The organism is Leptotrichia sp. oral taxon 218, assembly GCF_018128225.1.
Lineage (GTDB): Bacteria > Fusobacteriota > Fusobacteriia > Fusobacteriales > Leptotrichiaceae > Leptotrichia.
The window spans coordinates 608,000-627,748 of the sequence record NZ_CP072377.1; the positions used below are offsets into that span (position 1 = coordinate 608,000).

General features: G+C 28.9%; 21 protein-coding genes and 1 tRNA gene. All 22 read left to right on the top strand.

The genetic code is table 11. The features are described from left to right. Positions 1-50: 50 nt before the first annotated feature. The 22 genes from J5A73_RS02840 to J5A73_RS02945 all read left to right on the top strand — a co-directional run bounded on the left by J5A73_RS02840 (position 51) and on the right by J5A73_RS02945 (position 19,600). Complete coding sequence (locus J5A73_RS02840; protein WP_211616443.1) at positions 51-1,595, top strand: PD-(D/E)XK nuclease family protein; 1,545 nt, start codon at positions 51-53, stop codon at positions 1,593-1,595. Continuing rightward, positions 1,576-4,023, top strand: coding sequence for an exodeoxyribonuclease V subunit beta (locus J5A73_RS02845; RefSeq protein ID WP_211616445.1), 2,448 nt, complete (start codon positions 1,576-1,578; stop codon positions 4,021-4,023). The genes J5A73_RS02840 and J5A73_RS02845 overlap by 20 nt, the downstream gene beginning before the upstream one ends. Further along, positions 4,020-4,601: a 3'-5' exonuclease gene (locus J5A73_RS02850; protein WP_256438656.1), complete on the top strand. Its 582-nt coding sequence runs from the start codon at positions 4,020-4,022 to the stop codon at positions 4,599-4,601. Before J5A73_RS02845 ends, J5A73_RS02850 begins: the two co-directional genes overlap by 4 nt. A gap of 20 nt (positions 4,602-4,621) precedes the next feature. After that, on the top strand, positions 4,622-5,140 hold the full coding sequence (locus J5A73_RS02855) for a PD-(D/E)XK nuclease family protein (RefSeq protein ID WP_211616449.1): 519 nt from the start codon (positions 4,622-4,624) through the stop codon (positions 5,138-5,140). Positions 5,141-5,244: 104 nt separating this feature from the next. Next, positions 5,245-5,394: a 50S ribosomal protein L33 gene (gene rpmG / locus J5A73_RS02860; protein ID WP_006807173.1), complete on the top strand. Its 150-nt coding sequence runs from the start codon at positions 5,245-5,247 to the stop codon at positions 5,392-5,394. A 16-nt stretch (positions 5,395-5,410) separates the two neighbouring features. After that, a tRNA-Trp gene (locus J5A73_RS02865) sits at positions 5,411-5,486 on the top strand. Between the two features lie 80 nt (positions 5,487-5,566). Further along, entirely contained in the window at positions 5,567-5,782 is a 216-nt protein-coding gene (secE, locus tag J5A73_RS02870) for a preprotein translocase subunit SecE (RefSeq protein ID WP_211616451.1), read from the top strand. A 1-nt stretch (position 5,783) separates the two neighbouring features. Next, positions 5,784-6,416, top strand: coding sequence for a transcription termination/antitermination protein NusG (gene nusG, locus J5A73_RS02875; protein WP_211616453.1), 633 nt, complete (start codon positions 5,784-5,786; stop codon positions 6,414-6,416). 127 nt (positions 6,417-6,543) lie between these two features. Next, positions 6,544-6,969: a 50S ribosomal protein L11 gene (gene rplK, locus J5A73_RS02880; RefSeq protein ID WP_094080698.1), complete on the top strand. Its 426-nt coding sequence runs from the start codon at positions 6,544-6,546 to the stop codon at positions 6,967-6,969. A 79-nt stretch (positions 6,970-7,048) separates the two neighbouring features. After that, positions 7,049-7,756, top strand: coding sequence for a 50S ribosomal protein L1 (gene rplA, locus J5A73_RS02885; RefSeq protein ID WP_211616454.1), 708 nt, complete (start codon positions 7,049-7,051; stop codon positions 7,754-7,756). Positions 7,757-7,943: 187 nt separating this feature from the next. Further along, positions 7,944-8,984, top strand: coding sequence for a BMP family protein (locus J5A73_RS02890; protein ID WP_211616455.1), 1,041 nt, complete (start codon positions 7,944-7,946; stop codon positions 8,982-8,984). 292 nt (positions 8,985-9,276) lie between these two features. Then, the gene (locus J5A73_RS02895; protein WP_211616456.1) at positions 9,277-10,590 is read left to right on the top strand and encodes a thymidine phosphorylase; all 1,314 of its coding nucleotides are present in this window, start codon (positions 9,277-9,279) and stop codon (positions 10,588-10,590) included. 265 nt (positions 10,591-10,855) lie between these two features. Then, positions 10,856-11,833 carry a beta-ketoacyl-ACP synthase III gene (locus J5A73_RS02900; RefSeq protein ID WP_211616457.1) on the top strand — a complete coding sequence of 326 codons (978 nt, stop codon included), beginning with the start codon at positions 10,856-10,858 and terminating at the stop codon, positions 11,831-11,833. A 27-nt stretch (positions 11,834-11,860) separates the two neighbouring features. After that, positions 11,861-12,229 carry a hypothetical protein gene (locus tag J5A73_RS02905; RefSeq protein ID WP_211616459.1) on the top strand — a complete coding sequence of 123 codons (369 nt, stop codon included), beginning with the start codon at positions 11,861-11,863 and terminating at the stop codon, positions 12,227-12,229. Between the two features lie 9 nt (positions 12,230-12,238). After that, a complete protein-coding gene (gene fabD / locus J5A73_RS02910; RefSeq protein WP_211616461.1) occupies positions 12,239-13,144 on the top strand; it encodes an ACP S-malonyltransferase in 906 nt (301 codons plus the stop codon). Positions 13,145-13,253: 109 nt separating this feature from the next. Then, positions 13,254-13,475, top strand: coding sequence for an acyl carrier protein (locus tag J5A73_RS02915; protein ID WP_211616463.1), 222 nt, complete (start codon positions 13,254-13,256; stop codon positions 13,473-13,475). A 136-nt stretch (positions 13,476-13,611) separates the two neighbouring features. After that, positions 13,612-14,847 (top strand): beta-ketoacyl-ACP synthase II, encoded by a 1,236-nt coding sequence (fabF, locus tag J5A73_RS02920; protein ID WP_211616465.1) that lies wholly within the window; start codon positions 13,612-13,614, stop codon positions 14,845-14,847. Between the two features lie 95 nt (positions 14,848-14,942). After that, positions 14,943-15,620: a ribonuclease III gene (rnc, locus tag J5A73_RS02925; protein WP_211617263.1), complete on the top strand. Its 678-nt coding sequence runs from the start codon at positions 14,943-14,945 to the stop codon at positions 15,618-15,620. A gap of 9 nt (positions 15,621-15,629) precedes the next feature. Then, positions 15,630-16,130 carry a pantetheine-phosphate adenylyltransferase gene (gene coaD, locus J5A73_RS02930; protein WP_211616467.1) on the top strand — a complete coding sequence of 167 codons (501 nt, stop codon included), beginning with the start codon at positions 15,630-15,632 and terminating at the stop codon, positions 16,128-16,130. A 70-nt stretch (positions 16,131-16,200) separates the two neighbouring features. Further along, complete coding sequence (radA, locus tag J5A73_RS02935) at positions 16,201-17,571, top strand: DNA repair protein RadA (RefSeq protein WP_211616469.1); 1,371 nt, start codon at positions 16,201-16,203, stop codon at positions 17,569-17,571. Positions 17,572-17,575: 4 nt separating this feature from the next. Further along, entirely contained in the window at positions 17,576-18,646 is a 1,071-nt protein-coding gene (gene disA / locus J5A73_RS02940; protein WP_249069364.1) for a DNA integrity scanning diadenylate cyclase DisA, read from the top strand. 27 nt (positions 18,647-18,673) lie between these two features. Next, entirely contained in the window at positions 18,674-19,600 is a 927-nt protein-coding gene (locus tag J5A73_RS02945) for a DUF1385 domain-containing protein (protein ID WP_211616471.1), read from the top strand. Positions 19,601-19,749 lie beyond the last annotated feature (149 nt).

Here is a 19,749-nt window from a genome sequence, read left to right on the forward strand (position 1 = left end):
AATTTATAAAATTTTTAGAAGAATTAGAAAAAATTTTTGAAATAAAAAATTTGCAGGATTATTCAAAATTTTTGGAAGAAGTATTTGACAGACAAAAAAATAGCGGGAAAAAAATTAGGGACAAATATTTTGAAGCTCTCTCAGAAATTGCAGTTTTAGAAGAATTTGACTTTGACAATCTTTGGGACAAATTTTTTGACAAGGGAAATATTTCGGCGGGACTTTTAAAGATGTTTTTAAAATATTTGGACAAGAAATCAATTAGCTTGGACTTGGAAGAAATTGCGGGACAAGAGAATGACAATCAATACAAAATTAACGAATTTAAAACTTTGCCTGAAACGAATAAAAAAAACATTGTGTTTTTAAATTTTCAGGATACTTTTCCAAAAGGCAAGGTTAACAATTATTTATTTTCGCAAATTCAGAGAAAGAAAATGGGACTACCAGTTCCAGAAGATGTGAAAGCGATAGAAATTTTTAGATTTTTGAACGCAATTTTTGGTGCAAAAAAAGTTTGTCTTTCATATATAAAAAATTTGGACGAAAATGTTGATTGCTCTGGGATTTTGGAAGAAATTAAATTAAAATATGATTTAGAGATAAATAACAAAAATAAAAAAATTTCTGAAGAAGAAGAGATGGAATTTATAAAAAATTATTTTATAGAAAATTATAAAGAGAAAAAAATTGGGAAATTTATTCAGTCAAGACTTTTAAAAGATGTGGAAGAGTTAAAAAATGAAAAAATAACTTTGGGTTATTACGATTATAAAAATTTAAAAGAATCAGAATATGCCTATTATATTGATAAAAAATTGGGAAAAGTGGAAAGAGAAAAAATTGAAGAAGTTATTGATGCGAGATTTTTTGGGACGATAATTCATTCGATTTATGAAAATATTGTGAAAAAAAATAAAAAAATGTTGGAAAAAGGAAATTTTGACATAAGTGAGGAAGAAATTGCAAGTGAATTTGAGGCTGGAATACAGTCCTACAAATATAAAATTCCGCAGGAATATTTGGAATTTTATAAAAATATTTCGTTTGAAGATTTAAAAATTGGAATAAAAAAATATTTTGTTGACTTATCAAATAAAATTAGTGATAAAAGTGTGATAAAAGTTAGCTCGGAAGAAAGAATTAAAGAAAAGTTTGAAAAAGAGATTGACAGCGAAAAATTTGGAAATGCAGCTTTTAATATTTCAATTGACTTGCACATAAAAGATGAAAAAAAAGATAAAAAAGAAGAAATTTTGGTTGACTATAAAACTGGAAATTTGACGCAAAAAAGAATTGATGATGCATTTACGCAACTTGACTTTTATTCGATTGTTTTGGGAGAAAATGAATATAAAAAATATGTTGTGGATGTCTGGGATGGGAAAATTATTTCCGACAGTCGAAAAGATAATAAAAAACTTACGAAAGATGAAGTGATGGAAGTTTTGAAAAAATATTTTGAAGTGGAAAGTGATAAAAAAGTAAGTTTTTACAGATTGGGAGAAAAAAATAGCACTTTAGAAAGTTCAAATCAGAAAAAATACGAATTGATTTTGCGATGGGAGGACGAAAATGAAAAAGCAGGAAAGTAATAAAATAATATTAAAAGCGAGTGCAGGAACAGGAAAGACTTATAGACTGTCGCTTGAGTATATTTACAATTTATTAAAAAATATAGACTTTAAAAATATCGTTGTCGTAACTTTTACAAAAAAGGCAACTGCGGAAATAAAAGAGCGGATTTTTGATTTTTTGTATCAAGTCGCTTTTGAAAAAAGTAAAGGAATTGAGTTAAAAAAAAATCTGAAAGAAATTTATAATTTGAGTGAAGATGATTTTGATAAGGAAAAATTGCAGAATATTTATTTTGAAATGTTGAAAAATAAAGAAGATATTAGAATTTACACAATTGACAGTTTTACAAACAGAATTTTTAAACAGGCGATTGCTCCTTATTTTGAAATTTCGAGTTTTGAAACTCTTGACAGTGAGAGCAGTGATTTTTATGAAAAAATATTTAAGAAAATTATGGACAACGAAAATTATTATAAAAAATTTGAGTTTTTGATTGAAGAAGTTGGAGAAAAAAAAGAAATTAAAAATTATGTAAAAATCATTGAAGAGCTTGTGGAATTTCAAAAAAAATATGTTATTGCAAAAGATTTTGAGTTAAAAGAAGAAAAACAAAAAAAACAAGAAAGTGACAAAAAAGTTTTAGAAGTATTTGATTTTTTGACGCCGCTTCAAGAAATTTATTCTGAAGTAAAAATATTTTCTGAAGAAAAAGGGAAAAATATTTCTGAATGTTTTAATGACAAACTTTTTGAAATTTTTGACCAAATAAAAAAAGAAAGTGAAAATTCTTCTGAAAAAAAAATAGAAATTGTGGTTAAAAATTTGGAAAAACTTTTAGATTCTAAAATAAAAAATTATTATAACGGAAAGTTTATTCGGAAAAAAGAATTAACAGAAACTTTGCAAGAACTTCAAAAAAACTTTTTAGATAAATTTTCAAAATATATTTTAAAAAATAAAGTTTATCCGTTTCACAATAAATTAAAAGAATTTTGTGAATTTTTGTATGATTTGGTCCGAAGAGAAAAAATTTCTTCCAAAAAATTTACGCACGACGATATTTCGATTTATACTTACGAATTCATTTTTGACAAAAATTTAAAATTTATAAAAAATAATAAATTTACTCAAGATTTTTTTGAAATAATTGGTGGAAATATTGATACAATTATGGTCGATGAATTTCAGGACACAAGCATTTTGCAGTGGAAAATTTTAAAGCTCATAATGGACTGCGCTAAAAATGTAATTTGCGTGGGAGATGAAAAACAAAGTATTTATGGTTGGCGTGACGGAGAAAAAGAGCTTTTTGAAAATCTTGACGAAATAGTTGACGGCTCGAAAGTGGAAACTTTGAAAAAATCGTACAGAAGTTATAAAGCGGTTATTGAAAATGTAAACAAAATTTATTGCGATTATGATGAAAAAAGCAATTGGAATTATGAAAAAGTTGATTATAAATCTGAAGATGCTGAATACCAAAAAGGTTATTTTGAGTTTGAAATAAATGAGTTGGAAGATAAAAAGTCGCCAACTGAAAAGAGAATTTTTAAAAATATTATTCAAATGGTGGAAAATAAAGAGATTAAAAATCTTGGAAAAAGTTGTATAATCGCTGGAAAAAATAAATATTTATCTGAAATCGCAAGTGAATTGAATGCTCATAATATTCCATATACTTTGAAGAGTAACAAGTCAATTTTGGAGCACAGTGCAGTTAATCCAATTTATAGACTTATAAAATATTTTTTATACAATAACTTTCAATATTTGTTAGAATTTCTTCGTTCAGATTTAATCGGATGTCTGAATAGCCATGTGAAATATATTTTAGAAAATAAAAATATTATTGAAATTTTTATGAAAAATTCAAAAGAAGAAGATTTTGATTTGTTTTTAGAAAATTTTGATTTTAATTTTGATTTTGAAAAAAATAAAAATGAAAATACTAAAAATATAAATATAAATATTGAAAGAATAGAAAAAAGTGAAAGAAAAAGAGAAAAAGAAAGTGAAAGAGAATATGAAAGAGAAGAAGAAAAATCAAGAAAAGAAGAAATAAAAGATGAAAAAATAGAAAAAAAATATGAAGATAAAAAAGAAGAAATAAAAATAGAAGATAAAGAAAAAGAAAAAGATAAAGAAATAAAAATAAAAAAAGAAGAATTATTGAAATATAAAAAAATAAATTTAATTGAAAGAAATGGCTTTTTATTTTCGGATGTTTTGAGTAAAATAAAAAAATTAAAAAAATTGTCTGAAAACTTAAATTCAAAAACAAAAAAAGAAAATTTTTCGCTAGAAGTTATAAAAGATTTTGAGATAACAAATTTTTATTCAACAAATAGCGACATAAAAAATATTTTTGAATTTTTCAATATTTTAAAAAGTCACACAGATTTATTTGACTTTATAAATTATATCGAAGAAAAAAAGAAGAGATAAAGCAATTTGGAAGTGAGGATAAAAACGCAATAAATCTTATGACGGTGCATAAATCAAAAGGACTAGAATTTGATACGGTTTTTTATTATAAATGTAAGAGAATGAGCAAAAGTTCCCGAAATGAAACATCAAAAATAAAGACATTTATTCAATTTGACAGAAATTTTGAAAAAGTTACGGAATTTTTGGTGACTTTGAAAAAATATGAAAAATTGATTTTAAAAGATGAAAAATATAAAAAAATCAGAGAATTGGAAGAAGAAAAAGAAAGAATTGAAGAAATTAACAGAGATTATGTGGCACTTACAAGAGCCAAGAAAAATCTGATTTTGCTGTTTGACATAAAAAAATCAGGTGGGAAATATTGCGATGAATTAACTAAAAAATTGACTGAAAAATATTCAAAAGATTGTTCAGAAGATTGCTTAAATGAATGTGAAAAGTATTCAGCTGGAAAAATTTATGAAGAAATCAGAGAAAATAAAGAAAATAAAAAAAATGGAGAAAAAAAAGAAAAAAGAGAAAATAGAGAAGATAGAGAAAAAGAAAATGAAAAAAAAGAGAAAGAAAAAAAATAAAAAATACAAAAGAAATAAAGATGTTAGATTTAAAAAAAATTCTTCCATATTTTTCAGATAATATTACAAAAAATGATAGAAATGCCAGTAAGATTAATTTGGAAAAAGAATTTAAAAGAAAAAAGGGACTTGCAATGCATTATTATTTTGAACATATTTTAACAGATGTGGAAAATGAAAAGAAAGTTGCAAATTCAGCAATTTTTAGCCGTTATGGAAATATGATTGGGAAAAATAACATTTTTGAGATGATTGAGCGTATGGAAAAATTTATTGAAAAAAATCTTGAAATTTACGATCCAAAATATAAAGTTTATAATGAATTTGAAATTTTTGACGATGAAAAGATGGAAAAAAAAATAATAGATAGAATTAATATCGATGAAAAAAATAAGAAAATTTATATTTTTGACTACAAAACAGGTTATGAACCTGAAAAAAATGAAAAATATAAAGAGCAAATAGAAAATTACAAAAGAATTTTAGAAAAAAAAGTTGGAAAAAGTTATGAAATTATAACAAAAATCTTAGAAGTATAATAAAAAACAAAAAATGGTGTTGACAAAGTTAAAAAACTGTGTTATAATCTTTTTGCTAGTTTATTCTGGTAATACCAATATTTTATTGGGAGGGATAGAAAAAGATGAGAGTACAAGTAATTTTAGAGTGCACTGAAACTAAGTTGAGACATTATGTTACAACTAAAAATAAAAAAACTCATCCAGAAAGATTGGAAATGAGAAAATATAATCCAGTGCTAAAAAGACATTCTCTTTACAGAGAAGTAAAATAATCTCATATAAAAAGATAGGTCAGTAGTTCAATTGGTAGAGCGTCGGTCTCCAAAACCGAAAGTTGCGGGTTCGATTCCTGCCTGGCCTGCCATTTTAAAATATGAGTATTTTTTTTTAGAAAAATAAAATAGAAGTTTAAGATATATCTTAAATAATTCTAGGAGAATATTTATGGGTAAATTTAATTTAGGAGAAAGTCTAAAAAATTTGCGTGAAGAATATAAAAAAATATATTGGCCTAGTAGGGAAGAAGTTTATCATGTAACTGTAATTGTAATTTTAATAACAATTTTTATAGCACTTTATACACTTCTTTTTGATACAGCATTTAGTTTTGTATTGACCAATGTGAGCAACATTATAAAAAATTTTATAGGAGGCGCGTAAGTTGACTGAAAAAAATGAAAATGAAAATGAAATTGTATACGAAAAAAAATGGTATATAATTCATACTTATTCTGGTTACGAAAAAAAAGTAGCAACAGATTTGGAAAAAAGAATCGAATCATTGGATTTAACAGATAGAGTTTTTAGAATTTTAGTACCTGAAGAAGAAGTATTAGAAGAAAAACGAGGAAAAATGGTAAAAGTTTCAAGAAAATTATTTCCTAGTTATGTAATGATTGAAATGCTATCTGTGAAAGAAGAAAATGAATTAGGATTAGGTTACCGTGTTGACAGTGATGCTTGGTATGTTATAAGAAATACTAACGGAGTTACTGGATTTGTAGGAGTTGGAAGTGATCCAATACCGCTATCTGACGAAGAAGCACAAGAGTTACTTGCTAAAGTTGGAATTGATATAATAAATGGCGATACAGTTGAAAAAGGACCTAGATATAATATTGATTTTAAAGTTGGAGAAAAAGTAATTATTAAAAAAGATTCATTCTTGGATCAAGAAGGAGAAATTTCAGCTATTGACGACATAAATGGAAAAGTAACTGTCATGCTAGAAGTATTTGGGAGACAAACGCCAGTAGAACTTGAATACACAGAAATTGCAAAATTAGACTATTAATAAAAGTCAAAAAATATTAACTACATTACTAAAATAGTATTAAAAGTATTATTTAAGAATAACTATTAGCAAAATTTATGAAAAAGTGGGAGATTTAAAAAAATTCACTGACCACAGAGGAGGAAAAATGGCTAAAGAAGTAATCGGAAAGATTAAATTACAATTAGAAGCAGGGAAAGCGAATCCTGCACCACCAGTAGGACCTGCATTAGGACAACATGGGGTAAATATCGCAGAATTTTGTAAATCATTTAACGCACAAACACAAGATAAAATGGGATTTGTAATTCCAGTAGAAATTACAGTATATGCTGACAGAAGTTTTACATTTGTTTTAAAAACTCCACCAGCATCAGACTTATTAAAAAAAGCAGCTAAAGTTAAAAAAGGTGCTGGAAACTCATTAAAAGAAGTTGCTGGAACTATAACTAAAGCTCAATTACAAGAAATTGCAGAAACTAAAATGCCAGATTTGAATGCTGGAAGTGTTGAAGCAGCTATGAATATTGTTGCAGGAACTGCAAGAAGCATGGGAATTAAAATTTCTGAATAATTATATATAAAAAATAAAAAACATTATTGGAAGAAGTGGAAGGTTTTCTAGCCAATGACCACAGAGGAGGAAATAATAAATGGCAAAAAAAGGTAAGAGATATAATGAAATATCTCAAAAAGTAGATAAAATGAAAGTTTATACTCCAGAGGAAGCTTTGGAATTAGTATTTGATACAAAAAGTGCAAAATTCGTTGAAACAGTTGAATTAGCTGTAAGACTTGGAGTTGACCCAAGACATGCTGATCAACAAGTAAGAGGGACAGTTTCGTTGCCACATGGAACAGGAAAAACTGTAAGAGTATTAGCAATTACTTCAGGAGATAACATCCAAAAAGCGTTAGACGCTGGAGCAGATTTTGCTGGAGATGATGAATATATCAGTAAAATTCAAGGTGGATGGTTAGATTTCGATTTAGTTATAGCTACACCTGATATGATGCCTAAATTAGGAAGATTAGGAAGAATTTTAGGAACTAAAGGACTTATGCCTAACCCTAAATCAGGAACAGTTACAACAAATATCGAACAAACTGTAACAGAATTTAAAAAAGGAAAAGTTGCATTTAAAGTTGATAAATTAGGTTCGATTCATTTACCAATTGGAAAAGTTGATTTTTCAAAAGAAGCAATCATAGAAAACTTTAAAGTTGCATTAAATCAAATTGTTAAATTAAAACCAGCAGCTTCTAAAGGACAATATTTAAGAACAGTTGCAATCTCATTAACTATGGGACCTGGAATTAAAATTGATCCATTATTAGCAGGAAGCTTTGTTGCTGAATAGTAAATAAAATTACTATCTCATATTTTGAGATAGTTTTTTTTATAAAAAATATTAAATTAAAATATTTTAATTTTATCATTAAATTTTTAATTATTTTTTAATTAAAAAAATAAAAGTTTTTATTTAAAAATAAGAAAAAATAAGGTATAATATTAGTATTATGATAAAATAAATTTAGGAGGAAAAAATGAAAAGAATTTTGACAATTTTTGGTGTACTTTTTGCATTAATGTTTATTGTTGCGTGTGGAAATAAACCTGCAACAGCGGATCAAGTAAAAGACGGAAAAACTTCAACTGATTCGACAAATGCTAATAAGAGAGTAGCAGTTGTTTATTCTACTGGTGGAAAAGGTGATAAATCTTTTAATGACTCAACTTTCAGAGGTCTTGAAAAGGCTAAAAAAGAATTGGGAATAACTTATAGCGAATATGAGCCAAAAGATCCGACTTCAGAAGCAAAAGATGCTTTAACAAGATTTGCTGAAGAAGGACAATATGATTTGATAATCGCAGTTGGATATACAATGCAAGATGCTGTAGTTGCAGTAGCTGATGCATTTCCAGATCAAAAATTTGCGATTATTGACAGTGTAGTTAGTGGTAAACCAAATGTTGCTTCACTTGTATTTAAGGAAGAAGAAGGATCATTCTTGGTAGGAGCTTTGGCGGCTATGATGGATAAAACAGGAACAATTGGATTTGTAGGCGCTGACAATTCTGATTTGATAGCTAAATTTTTTGCAGGATATGCACAAGGTGCAAGATATATAAAACCTGATATTAAAGTTGTGCCAGTTACAATTGGTGGAACATCAGCATTTAATGATCAAGCTTCAGCAAAAGCTAAAACTGAAACTTTGATTCAACAAGGTGCAGATGTTGTTTATCATGCAGCTGGAGCAAGTGGACTTGGAGTATTTCAAGCTGTTAAAGAAAAAAATATTTATGGAATAGGTGTTGATTCAAATCAAGATGGTTTATATCCAGGAAATATTTTGACTTCTATGATGAAATATGTGGATAACGCAGTTTTTGATGAAATTAAAACAACTTTAAATGGAAAGTTTGCCGCAAAAGTTCAAACATATGGAATAAAAGAAGATGGAATTGGAACAACAAACTTTGAATTTACAAAAGATAAAATTGGTGAAGAAAATATTAAAAGACTTGAACAAATTAAACAAGATATTAAAAATGGAAAAATTGTTGTAAAACCAAAAATATAATTATAAAAGTTAAAAAAAGCGGGATCTTTTTGGTCTCGCTTATTTTTTTAAAAAAATTTAAAACTTTATTTTTTTATTTTAAAAATTAATTTAGTTTAATTAATTGAGAGATTAATTAATTAAATAAATAATTTAATTAAATAAATATATGTTAAAACTACTTTAAATCTAAAGTCTAAAATTACGACTGTTTTACTTAACTCCTAAATTTATATAATTTTTAGCAGTTTAATTTTAAATAGGTTTGAGTATATATATATATATATATAGAGAGAGAGAGAAAGGAAAGATTATGAGAGTAGTGGATTTGATTGAGAAAAAAAGAGAAAAAGAAGAACTTGCAAAAGAAGAAATTTATTTTTTATTGAGTGAATACTTAAAAGGAAATGTTCCAGATTATCAGATGTCGGCATTTTTAATGGCAGTTTATTTTAATGATATGACAAAAAATGAACTTTTGGAATTTACAACTTTAATGAGAGATTCGGGAGAAATTATAAAATTTGAAAAAATTAATAAATTTTTGGTCGACAAACATAGTACAGGTGGAGTGGGAGATAAAGTAACTGTTGTATTAGCACCAATACTTGCGGCACTTGGTTTGGCTTCGACTAAGTTATCGGGTAAAGGTTTAGGACATACTGGCGGTACGATAGACAAATTTGAAGCGATAAAAGGATTTAAATTTTCGAGTTCAAAAGAAGAAGTTGAAAAAATTGCAAGTAAAACAGGGATTGGTCTTATGGGATACAGCGATAAAATTGTTCCGCTTGACAAAAAATTGTATTCGTTAAGAGATGTTACGGCGACAGTTCCGAGTATTCCATTAATTGCAAGCAGCATAATGAGTAAAAAACTGGCGATTCAGTCGGATGTGATAATTCTTGATGTGAAAGTTGGTGACGGAGCTTTTATGAAAAATATTGATTGTGCAAGAGAATTGGCAAAAAGAATGATTGAAATTGGGATTGGATTTAAAAGAAAAGTAAGAGCAGTTTTGAGCAATATGGATGAACCGCTTGGATATTCGGTGGGAAATGCGATTGAAATAATAGAAGCAATTGAAACATTGAAAGGAAATGGAGCAAAAGATGTAAAAGAAGTAGTTTACACAATTGCTGCACTTGCATTAGAGGCGAGGGGAGAAATAAAAGAGTTAAAAGATGGATATAAAAAAATTGATGAAGTGATAAATAATGGACTTGCACTTTTAAAATTAAAGGAATTTATAACAGAAAGTGGAGGGAATGGAAATTTAGTAAATGATTATTCGATTTTATCAGTTGCAAAAGAAAAATTGGAAGTTTTTTCTAAAAATAGTGGCTATGTATCAAAAATAAAAACTGAAGAAATTGGAAAAGCGGCGATGATAATTGGAGCGGGTAGAGCTACAAAACAAGATAAAATTGATTATTCTGTCGGAATTAAAATTTTTAAAAAAGTTGGAGATAAAGTGGAAAAAGGGGAAAAATTGGCGGAAATTTATTATAATGATTCAAAAAATGTGAAAGATTCAAAAGAAATGATTTTGAAAGCATATATATTACAAAATGAGAAAATTGACAAACAAAAAGTTGTATTAGAAATTATAAACTGTAAATTATAAATTATTAATATTAAAAAAATATTTTTACATTAAATATTATAAATTTGAAAAATATATAAATTAACATAAAAAATTAAGTTATTTAAATTATAAAAAAATCAATTAAAATTTTAAAATTTTTAAAAAATTTTTTTCATTAAAAAAATTAATTATATTGTAAAATTTTAAAATTTATGATAAACTTATTGTGTAAGTATTAAAATTTGCGAATAAAAAAAGCGGTTAAGATAATAAATTTTATAAAATTTAAGAAAAGGAGAAAAAAATGAGAGTAGGAATTTTGGGGACGGGTTCTTATGTTCCAGAAAAAGTGTTGACAAATGACGATTTAGCAAAGATAGTCGATACTAATGACGAGTGGATAACAACGAGAACTGGTATCAAGGAGCGAAGAATAGCCTCTGAAAATGAAGCCACTTCGGATTTAGCATATGAAGCTGCCAAAAGAGCTATAGATGACGCTGGAATAAATAAAGACGAAATTGATTTAATCATTGTTGCAACGATGACACCTGATCATTTTACACCATCAACAGCGGCATTAGTTCAAGATAAATTAGGAATAAAAGCTGCGGCTTTTGATATGAGTGCAGCATGTACTGGATTTGTCTATGCGTTTACGACTGGATACAGCTTTATAAAATCAGGAATTTATAAAAAGGTTCTTGTGATAGGTGCTGAAACTATGTCAAGAGTTACAGATTGGAGCGATAGAGGGACTTGCATCTTATTTGGAGATGGATCTGGAGCGGTTGTGCTTGGTGAAGTGCAAACTGGAGGATTTTGTGCAAGTCATTTGGTGGCAGATGGTTCTGGCGCTTGTGAATTAATTGTTCCTGCTGGTGGTTCGAGAAAAGCTGTTACTGTTGAAGCACTAAAAAATAAAGAGACATATTTACAAATGAATGGAAGGGAAATATTTAAATTTGCAGTAAAAGTATTTCCTGAGAGCGTTGATAATGTTTTAAGCCAGCAAAATATTACGGCGGACGATATAGATTTATTTATACCTCATCAGGCAAACATAAGAATAATTGAGTCGATTGCCAAAAGATTTAAACAACCATTAGATAAGTTTTTTGTAAATTTGAATAAATATGGAAATACTTCAGGAGCTTCAATTCCTATTGCGATAGACGAAGCAAATAGACAAAATAGGCTTAAAAAAGGTAATAAAATCGTAATAACAGGATTTGGTGGCGGACTGACATATGGTTCTATTTTATTTGAATGGTCAAAATAAAAAATTTTTTTAGAAAGGATGATGATTATGAATAAAAAAATGTTTTGGGGATTAGTAATTGTAGTATTAAGTTTGTTTCAATTTATTCCTGAAGAAATTCAAAAGTATATTTTTAATTATCAAGTTATATTAATTCTTTTAGGAATTTATTTTGTGTTTAAGAAAAAGGTTTTAGGATGGGTTCTTACAGGTGTGGGAATTTATTCTTATTTGTCATTAATTTGGGAAGATTTGCCATTTTGGATACTTCTTTTAATAGCAGGACTTGTAATTTTTGGACTTGGTGTGAAAGAAATTGTTGATAAGAGAAATTTTAACAAATTTCCTAAAAAATCTAAACCTAAAAAAGTTGAAGAAGCTGAAGAAATCGAAGAAGCTGAAGGAATTAATAAATAAGGAGAAAAAATGTCAAAAGTTGCTTTTGTATTTCCTGGTCAAGGAACACAATATGAAAAAATGGGTGAAGTTTTGTACAGCAGTGTAAGCTGTGAAAATAAAAAGATAATAGACGAAATTTTTGAAAATAATGAAGAAGTGAAAAAAGTTGTATTTGAAGGAACAAAAGATGAATTAAAAGATACAAAATTTGCACAACCAGCAATAGCTTTATTTTCAGTAATTTTAACAAAATTGTTAAAAGAAAAAGGAATAAATCCAGATTTTGTTGCAGGACATAGCTTGGGAGAATATAGTTCGCTGTATGCGGCTGGATTTTTGAATGAAATTGATACATTAAAATTGATTTCTGCCAGAGGGAAAATAATGAGTGAAGCTAAAATAGACGGTTCAATGGCTGCAATTTTAGGATTACCTGCAAATGAAGTGGAAAATATTTGTTGTGAAATTGATGGAGTAATTGAAGCGGTAAATTATAATGAACCTAAACAAACAGTTGTTGCGGGAGAAAAAGCTGCAATTGAAAAAAGTTTGGAGATCTTTAAGGAAAAAGGAGCTAGAAGAGCATTGCCACTTGCGGTATCAGGACCATTTCATTCATCACTTATGAAACCTGTTGCCGAAGTTTTGAAAAAAGAATTTGAAAATTATAGCTGGAGTGACGCAAAAACACCAATTGTAGCTAACACTACGGCAAATATTTTGACTTCATCTGATGAAATAAAAACGGAACTTTATAATCAGACATTTGGTCCTGTAAAATGGGTTGATACAATTAACAAACTTAGCGAAAATGGAGTTACAAAAATTTATGAAGTTGGACCTGGAAAAGTTCTTGCTGGACTTATTAAAAAAATCAATAAAGAAATAGAAGTTATTAACATTGAAAATGTAGAAAATATAGAAAATATATAATTTACACTAAAAAATTAAGTATTTTTAAAAAAAATTCTTAAAATAGTTGCAAAATTTAAATTCTTTTGGTATAATAATTTTAGATATATTAAAACGGAGGTGGCATTTAATGCTAGATAAAATTAAATCAATAGTTGCTGAACAATTAGGAGTTGACGAAGATCAAGTTACTGAAGATGCGTCATTTGTTGATGATTTAGGAGCTGATTCACTAGATACAGTTGAATTGATTATGGCATTCGAAGAAGAATTTGATGTAGAAATTCCTGATGAAGATGCACAAAAAATTAAAACAGTTAAAGATGTAATGGAATATATTGAATCTAAATAGTTATTAGATTTACTTTTAGGGGGTGTTTCCCCCTTTTTTATTGAAAAATTTTAAAAAAAATGTTAAAATATAAAAGAGTAGATAATAATTAAATTATAGATCTAAATTGATAATAATAAAAATGAGAGGTGTATCGATGAAAAGAGTAGTTATAACGGGAATAGGCTTAGTAACGCCATTAGGAACTGGAAGAGAAAAAGCTTGGAAAAATTTGTTGGCTGGGGAGTGTGGAATTGATAAAATCACTCAATTTGATAGTTCAAATCATCCTGTACATATTGCAGCCGAAGTGAAAGATTTTGAGGCAGAAAAATTTATTGAAAAAAAAGAAATGAAAAAAATTGCTAGATTTTCACAATTTGCAATAGCGGCGTCTAAAGAAGCATTAGAAGATGCAAAACTTGAAATTACAGAAGAAAATGCGGATAGAATTGGAACAATTATTGGATCAGGAATTGGTGGACTTGATGTGATAGAACAAGAAGTGGAAAAATTAGTTACAAGAGGACCAAAAAGAGTGTCTCCATTTTATATTCCAGCAGCTATCGCAAATATGGCTTCTGGAAATACATCAATTTATACTGGAGCAAAAGGACCAAATAAAACAGTTGTAACCGCTTGTGCATCAGGGACAAACTCAATTGGTGATGCTTTCCAGACAATTTTATTAGGAAAAGCAGACGCTATGATTGCGGGAGGAACAGAAGCTACTGTGACACCTTCTGGAATTGCAGGATTCGCAAACTTAAAAGCACTTTCTACTAATCCTGATCCTAAAACTGCTTCAAGACCATTTACTGCGGATAGAGATGGATTTGTATTAGGAGAAGGAGCAGGTGTTTTGATTTTGGAAGAATTAGAACATGCAAAAGCTAGAGGAGCTAAAATTTATGCAGAAGTTGTAGGATATGGGGAAACAGGAGATGCATATCATATGACAGCGCCATCTGATGGTGGAGAAGGAGCCGCTAGAGCTTTTAAAATGGCAATGGAGCAAGGAAATGTTAAACCTGAAGAAGTTGGGTATATAAATGCACATGGAACTTCAACTCCAGCAAATGACAAAAATGAAACACAAGCGATAAAAACAGCATTTGGAGAACATGCCTATAAACTTTCAGTAAGTTCGACAAAAGGTGCGACAGGACATTTATTGGGAGGAGCAGGTGGAATTGAAGCTGCATTTTTAGCGTTGGCTATTGATGAAGGAATAATGCCACCTACAATAAATTATGAAAATCCTGATCCGCTTTGTGATTTGGATTATGTGCCAAATGAAGCTAGAAAAAGAGATATTGAAGTTGGAATGTCAAGTTCACTTGGATTTGGTGGACATAATGCAGTGCTTGCATTTAGAAAATATAAAGGATAATTAATATTAATTTATAGTCAAACTGTTATTTGCAGTTTGGCTATTAATAAATAAGGAGGTGAAAGGAAAAAGTGAAAAGAAATTCAGAAGAACTTATGGAAAAAATAGGATATGAATTTAAGAATAGAAAGTATTTGGAAAAAGCTTTGACACACAGATCGTATTCGAATGAAATTGAAAAGACGAAACGCTATAACAATGAAAAGCTTGAATTTTTAGGGGATGCTGTGCTAAATTTGATAACGACGGAATATATTTACGAAAGATATGAAGGAAAGACAGAAGGTGAACTTGCTAAATTAAAAAGTCAGATTATAAGTGAACCAGTATTTTCTTCGATTTCGTCTGATATGGAATTGGGTGAATATTTATATTTGAGCAATGGTGAAATTATGTCTGGTGGAAGACATAGAAAATCAATTTTAGGAGATGCATTTGAAGCGTTAATTGGTGCAATTTTTAAAGATTCTGATTATTACACTGCTAAAAAAGTTGCATTGAAATTTTTACTTGATAAAATAGATAATCTTGAAGAAATCGAAGGAACAGGAGACCACAAAACAATTTTGCAGGAAGTTGTTCAAGGAAAATATAAGAAAATGCCAGAATATGTGCTAATCGGGACTAAAGGACCTGATCACGACAAAATTTTTGAAATTTGTGTAAAATGGAATGACGAGATTTTTGGTGTAGGTGTAGGTAAAAGTAAAAAAGAAGCGGAAAAAAATGCAGCAAAAGAAGCACTTGAAAAAATAAAAAAATTGAAAAAATAGGAGAACAATATGAAAAAAAAGGCTTTGTATCCAGGCAGTTTTGATCCAATAACAAAAGGTCATTTGGACATCATTAGGCGTTCTTCAAAATTATTTGACAAAGTGGTAATTGGGATTTTTAAAAATTCTACAAAATCAAAATCTTGGTTTTCTGATGAAGAGAAAATTGCGATGATAAAAGAAACTTTGGAAAAAGAAAATATAGAAGCAGAAGTTAAAATTTTTAATGGATTATTGGTAGATTTTATTCGTCAGGAAAAAGTTGATATTTTAATTCGTGGACTTAGAGCATTGTCAGATTATGAGTATGAACTGCAGTTTACGCTTACAAATAAGACACTTGCAAAAAGTGAATATGAAACAGTATTTTTGACTGCGTCAAGAGAATATTTGTATTTAAGTTCCAGTTTGGTTAAAGAAGTTGCACAAAATAATGGAGATTTAAGTCATTTTGTGACAAGAGAAGTGGAAGAAAAAATAATAGAAAAATTGAAATTAATGAATGAATAAATAAATTAATTAATAAAAAAATGAGAAAACTTAATTCAATATTAAATGTGCAAAAAAGGGGGTGTGAGTTTTGGCAGCAAAAAAGGAAAAGACAAAATTTGTGTGTTCGGAATGTGGATACAGTTCGCTAAAGTGGCTTGGAAAATGTCCAAATTGTGATTCTTGGGGAACATTTGAAGAAGAAGTGGAATTAAAAGTATCTAAAAATATAGTATCTCAAGATATTTCTATAAGTAAAATTTCGGAAATAGAAATAGAAAAAGAATTTAGAATGAAAACTTCATTTGAAGAATTTGACAGAGTTTTAGGTGGCGGACTTATAAAAGGGGAAGTTGTGCTTGTGACAGGAAGTCCTGGAATTGGAAAGTCAACGCTTCTTTTGCAGTTGTCACAGGAATATTCAAAATTGGGAACAGTTTTTTATGTTTCTGGGGAAGAGTCGGCAAGTCAGATAAAACAAAGAGCGGACAGAGTAAATGTAAAAAGTGAAAATTTGTACATTGTGAGTGACACAAAAATTGAAAATGTTGAAAGCATTATTTTGAAGGAAAAACCGAAAGTCGTTGTCATTGATTCGATTCAGACAATGTATTCACAAAATTTGTCTTCCATTGCTGGTGGAGTTTCTCAAATTCGAGAAACTACGCTAAAAATAATTGAAATTGCGAAAAAGAACGACATTTCTTTTTACATAGTTGGACATGTGACAAAAGATGGGAAATTGGCAGGACCTAAACTTTTGGAACATATGGTTGATGCTGTGTTGCAGATTGAAGGGGAAGAAAGTAACTATTACAGAATAATTCGTTCGATAAAAAATAGGTACGGCTCTACAAACGAAGTTTCCATTTTTGACATAAAAGAAAATGGGATAAGTGAAGTGAAAAATCCGTCAGAGTTTTTTATTAGCGACAGAGATGAAAAAAATATCGGAAGTATAATAGCTCCAATTTTTGAAGGAAGCAGAGTGTTTTTGTTTGAAGTGCAGTCTCTTTTGGGAACGCCAAATTTTGGAATGCCACGACGGACGGTGGAAGGATATGATAAAAATCGGGTTGAAATCTTAAGTGCAGTTTTGTCCCGTTCGTTAAAAGTGGATGTAAATTCTAAAGACATTTATATCAATATTCCTGGAGGAATTGATTTGAGTGACAGAAGTTCAGATTTGGCTGTAGTTTTTTCACTTTTATCTTCGATTAGTGGAAAGCCGATTAGTCAAAAAATAGCGGCAATTGGTGAGTTGGGACTACGAGGGGAAGTGAGAAAAGTTTCGTTTATAAAAAACAGAATAACGGAGTTGGAAAAATTAGGCTTTACAGGAGTTTATTTGCCAAAAAGCCACAAAGAAGAATTGGAAAATGAAAAAAATAGTAAATCCAAGAGAAAAATAAAACTAAATTACATAAGCAATATAAGTGAATTAGTTGAAAGGATAAAATAAAATAATGAAAAAACTGACAAATAGAAAAAAGATATTAGAATACATATTTAAAATTATATCGCCAGGTTCGAAATTGAGAGAAGCCGTTGGTAGAATCCAAGAAGCAAAACTTGGAGCTTTGATTGTTTTAGGAAATCCTGAAGAGTTAAAAGATGTTATGGGTGGAGGATTTGAACTAAATGCCGAATATTCTCCACAAAGGGTTTATGAGCTTTCCAAAATGGATGGTGCGATAATTTTGTCTGAAGATATTGAGACAATTTATGGGGCAAATATTCAGTTGCAGCCAAATTACAACATAGAAACTGACGAGAGCGGTACAAGACATCAAGCGGCGCATAGAATAGCACAGCAAAAAGGAAATTTAGTAATAACAGTTTCTGAGAGAAGAAATAAAATAACTGTATATTTAGGTAAATTTAGATATTTATTAAACGATATTGGAGATTTGTTGACAAAGGCTTCACAAGCGATAACGGCACTTGAAAAGTATTCTGTGAATATTGAGAAAATTCGCACTAATTTATCTATTTTGGAATATGATAACACAGTTATGTTATTTGATATAATAGAATGTTTTAGAATGTATGGTCTATTTTTTAGAATGTCTGAAGAGCTAACAGAATATATGGCTGAATTGGGGACAGAAGGTCGGCTTATAAAAATTCAGTATGAAGAAATTATGCTAAATAAAAATGAAAGTTTTGAAGCGCTTATAAGAGATTATCAAAAAGATTGCGCAAAAGTTGAAAGAATTGTGAGTAAAGTAAAAGATTTATCAAAAGAGGACTTGCTGGATGACGAGAAAATTTTGAATTTGTTAGGATATGACATAAATGCCGCTAATTTAGATGAAAAAATTGAACCGAGAGGATATGGACTGCTTAATAATATTTCGAAGATTACTAAAAAAGATAAGGAAACTTTGATAAAGGAATTTTCTGGAGTGCAGTCTATTTTGGCGGCTTCTGTTCAAGAAATAACGCAGTTGAAGGGGATTAGTAAATTTAGAGCACTTCATATTAGTAAAGCTTTAAAAAGAATAAAAAATAAGACTGCTTTGGACAGGGAATAAATAAATTTAGAAAGTGAGAATTGTTGAATGAAACAAAAAGAAAATAGAGTTACTGTCGGTGGACAAGCCGTTGTAGAAGGGGTTATGATGAGAGGTCCCAAAGCAATTGCTACGGCGGTGAGAAAACAGGATGGAAGTATTGTATATAAAAAAAGAATTTTGACAGAAAATAATAATAAATGGGTAAAAATTCCATTTATAAGAGGGATTATTTCTCTTTATGATGCAATGTTTATTGGGACAAGCGAGTTGATATTTGCTTCAAATCAAGCTGGACTTGAGGAAGAGGAATTAACTGACAAGCAAATTGGATTTACAATTTTAACTTCGGTTTTGATAAGTATTGCGATATTTATGTGGTTGCCGTCAGCAGTTGGAGGATTTTTATTTCCAGCAAATGTAGTTGCGGCGAACTTGGTTGAAGCAGTTATAAAATTGGTATTGTTTTTGGGATATATTTTTGGAATTTCATTTTTAAAAGATATAAAAAGAGTGTTTGAATATCATGGGGCGGAACATAAAAGTATAATGAATTATGAAATGGAAAAAGAGTTGACACCAAAAAATGCAAAAGTTTGTACAAGATTTCATCCAAGATGTGGAACAAGCTTTTTGCTTCTTGTAATGCTTGTAAGTATAATCGTTTTTTCGCTAGTAGATTTTATTTTACCAATGCCAAAAGGGAATCATCTGTTTATGTTACTTTATAAATTAGTTACAAGAGTGCTTTTTGTGCCATTTGTTGCGGGAATTTCATATGAGTTTCAGAGATGGTCAAGTTTTCATTTAGATAACATTTTTGCTAAAATGATAGCAATTCCTGGAATGTGGCTGCAAAAGATTACGACTAGAGAGCCGGATGAAAGTCAGCTTGAAGTTGCAATTGTTGCGATAAAAGTATCACTTGGAGAAGAAGTTGACAATGCGACCGAAGTATTTGTTGAAAAAAAATAAAATAAAAAAATCAGGAATGATAAATAATGAATTCCTGTTTTTTTTTATAAATAGATTGTATAATTTGTGAAAAAAAAAATAAAAAAATTGATTTTTTTTTATATTATGGTATAATATTCAAGAAGTTTTAAATAATAATAATATAAGAA

Excerpts from the sequence above, each read along its gene's own strand:
- J5A73_RS02845 (WP_211616445.1), top strand. The coding sequence starts at position 1,576 with ATGAAAAAGCAGGAAAGTAATAAAATAATATTAAAAGCGAGTGCAGGA.
- J5A73_RS02855 (WP_211616449.1), top strand. The coding sequence starts at position 4,622 with ATGTTAGATTTAAAAAAAATTCTTCCATATTTTTCAGATAATATTACA.
- rpmG (WP_006807173.1), top strand. The coding sequence starts at position 5,245 with ATGAGAGTACAAGTAATTTTAGAGTGCACTGAAACTAAGTTGAGACAT.
- secE (WP_211616451.1), top strand. The coding sequence starts at position 5,567 with ATGGGTAAATTTAATTTAGGAGAAAGTCTAAAAAATTTGCGTGAAGAA.
- rplK (WP_094080698.1), top strand. The coding sequence starts at position 6,544 with ATGGCTAAAGAAGTAATCGGAAAGATTAAATTACAATTAGAAGCAGGG.
- rplA (WP_211616454.1), top strand. The coding sequence starts at position 7,049 with ATGGCAAAAAAAGGTAAGAGATATAATGAAATATCTCAAAAAGTAGAT.
- J5A73_RS02890 (WP_211616455.1), top strand. The coding sequence starts at position 7,944 with ATGAAAAGAATTTTGACAATTTTTGGTGTACTTTTTGCATTAATGTTT.
- J5A73_RS02895 (WP_211616456.1), top strand. The coding sequence starts at position 9,277 with ATGAGAGTAGTGGATTTGATTGAGAAAAAAAGAGAAAAAGAAGAACTT.
- J5A73_RS02900 (WP_211616457.1), top strand. The coding sequence starts at position 10,856 with ATGAGAGTAGGAATTTTGGGGACGGGTTCTTATGTTCCAGAAAAAGTG.
- J5A73_RS02905 (WP_211616459.1), top strand. The coding sequence starts at position 11,861 with ATGAATAAAAAAATGTTTTGGGGATTAGTAATTGTAGTATTAAGTTTG.
- fabD (WP_211616461.1), top strand. The coding sequence starts at position 12,239 with ATGTCAAAAGTTGCTTTTGTATTTCCTGGTCAAGGAACACAATATGAA.
- J5A73_RS02915 (WP_211616463.1), top strand. The coding sequence starts at position 13,254 with ATGCTAGATAAAATTAAATCAATAGTTGCTGAACAATTAGGAGTTGAC.
- fabF (WP_211616465.1), top strand. The coding sequence starts at position 13,612 with ATGAAAAGAGTAGTTATAACGGGAATAGGCTTAGTAACGCCATTAGGA.
- rnc (WP_211617263.1), top strand. The coding sequence starts at position 14,943 with ATGGAAAAAATAGGATATGAATTTAAGAATAGAAAGTATTTGGAAAAA.
- coaD (WP_211616467.1), top strand. The coding sequence starts at position 15,630 with ATGAAAAAAAAGGCTTTGTATCCAGGCAGTTTTGATCCAATAACAAAA.
- disA (WP_249069364.1), top strand. The coding sequence starts at position 17,576 with ATGAAAAAACTGACAAATAGAAAAAAGATATTAGAATACATATTTAAA.
- J5A73_RS02945 (WP_211616471.1), top strand. The coding sequence starts at position 18,674 with ATGAAACAAAAAGAAAATAGAGTTACTGTCGGTGGACAAGCCGTTGTA.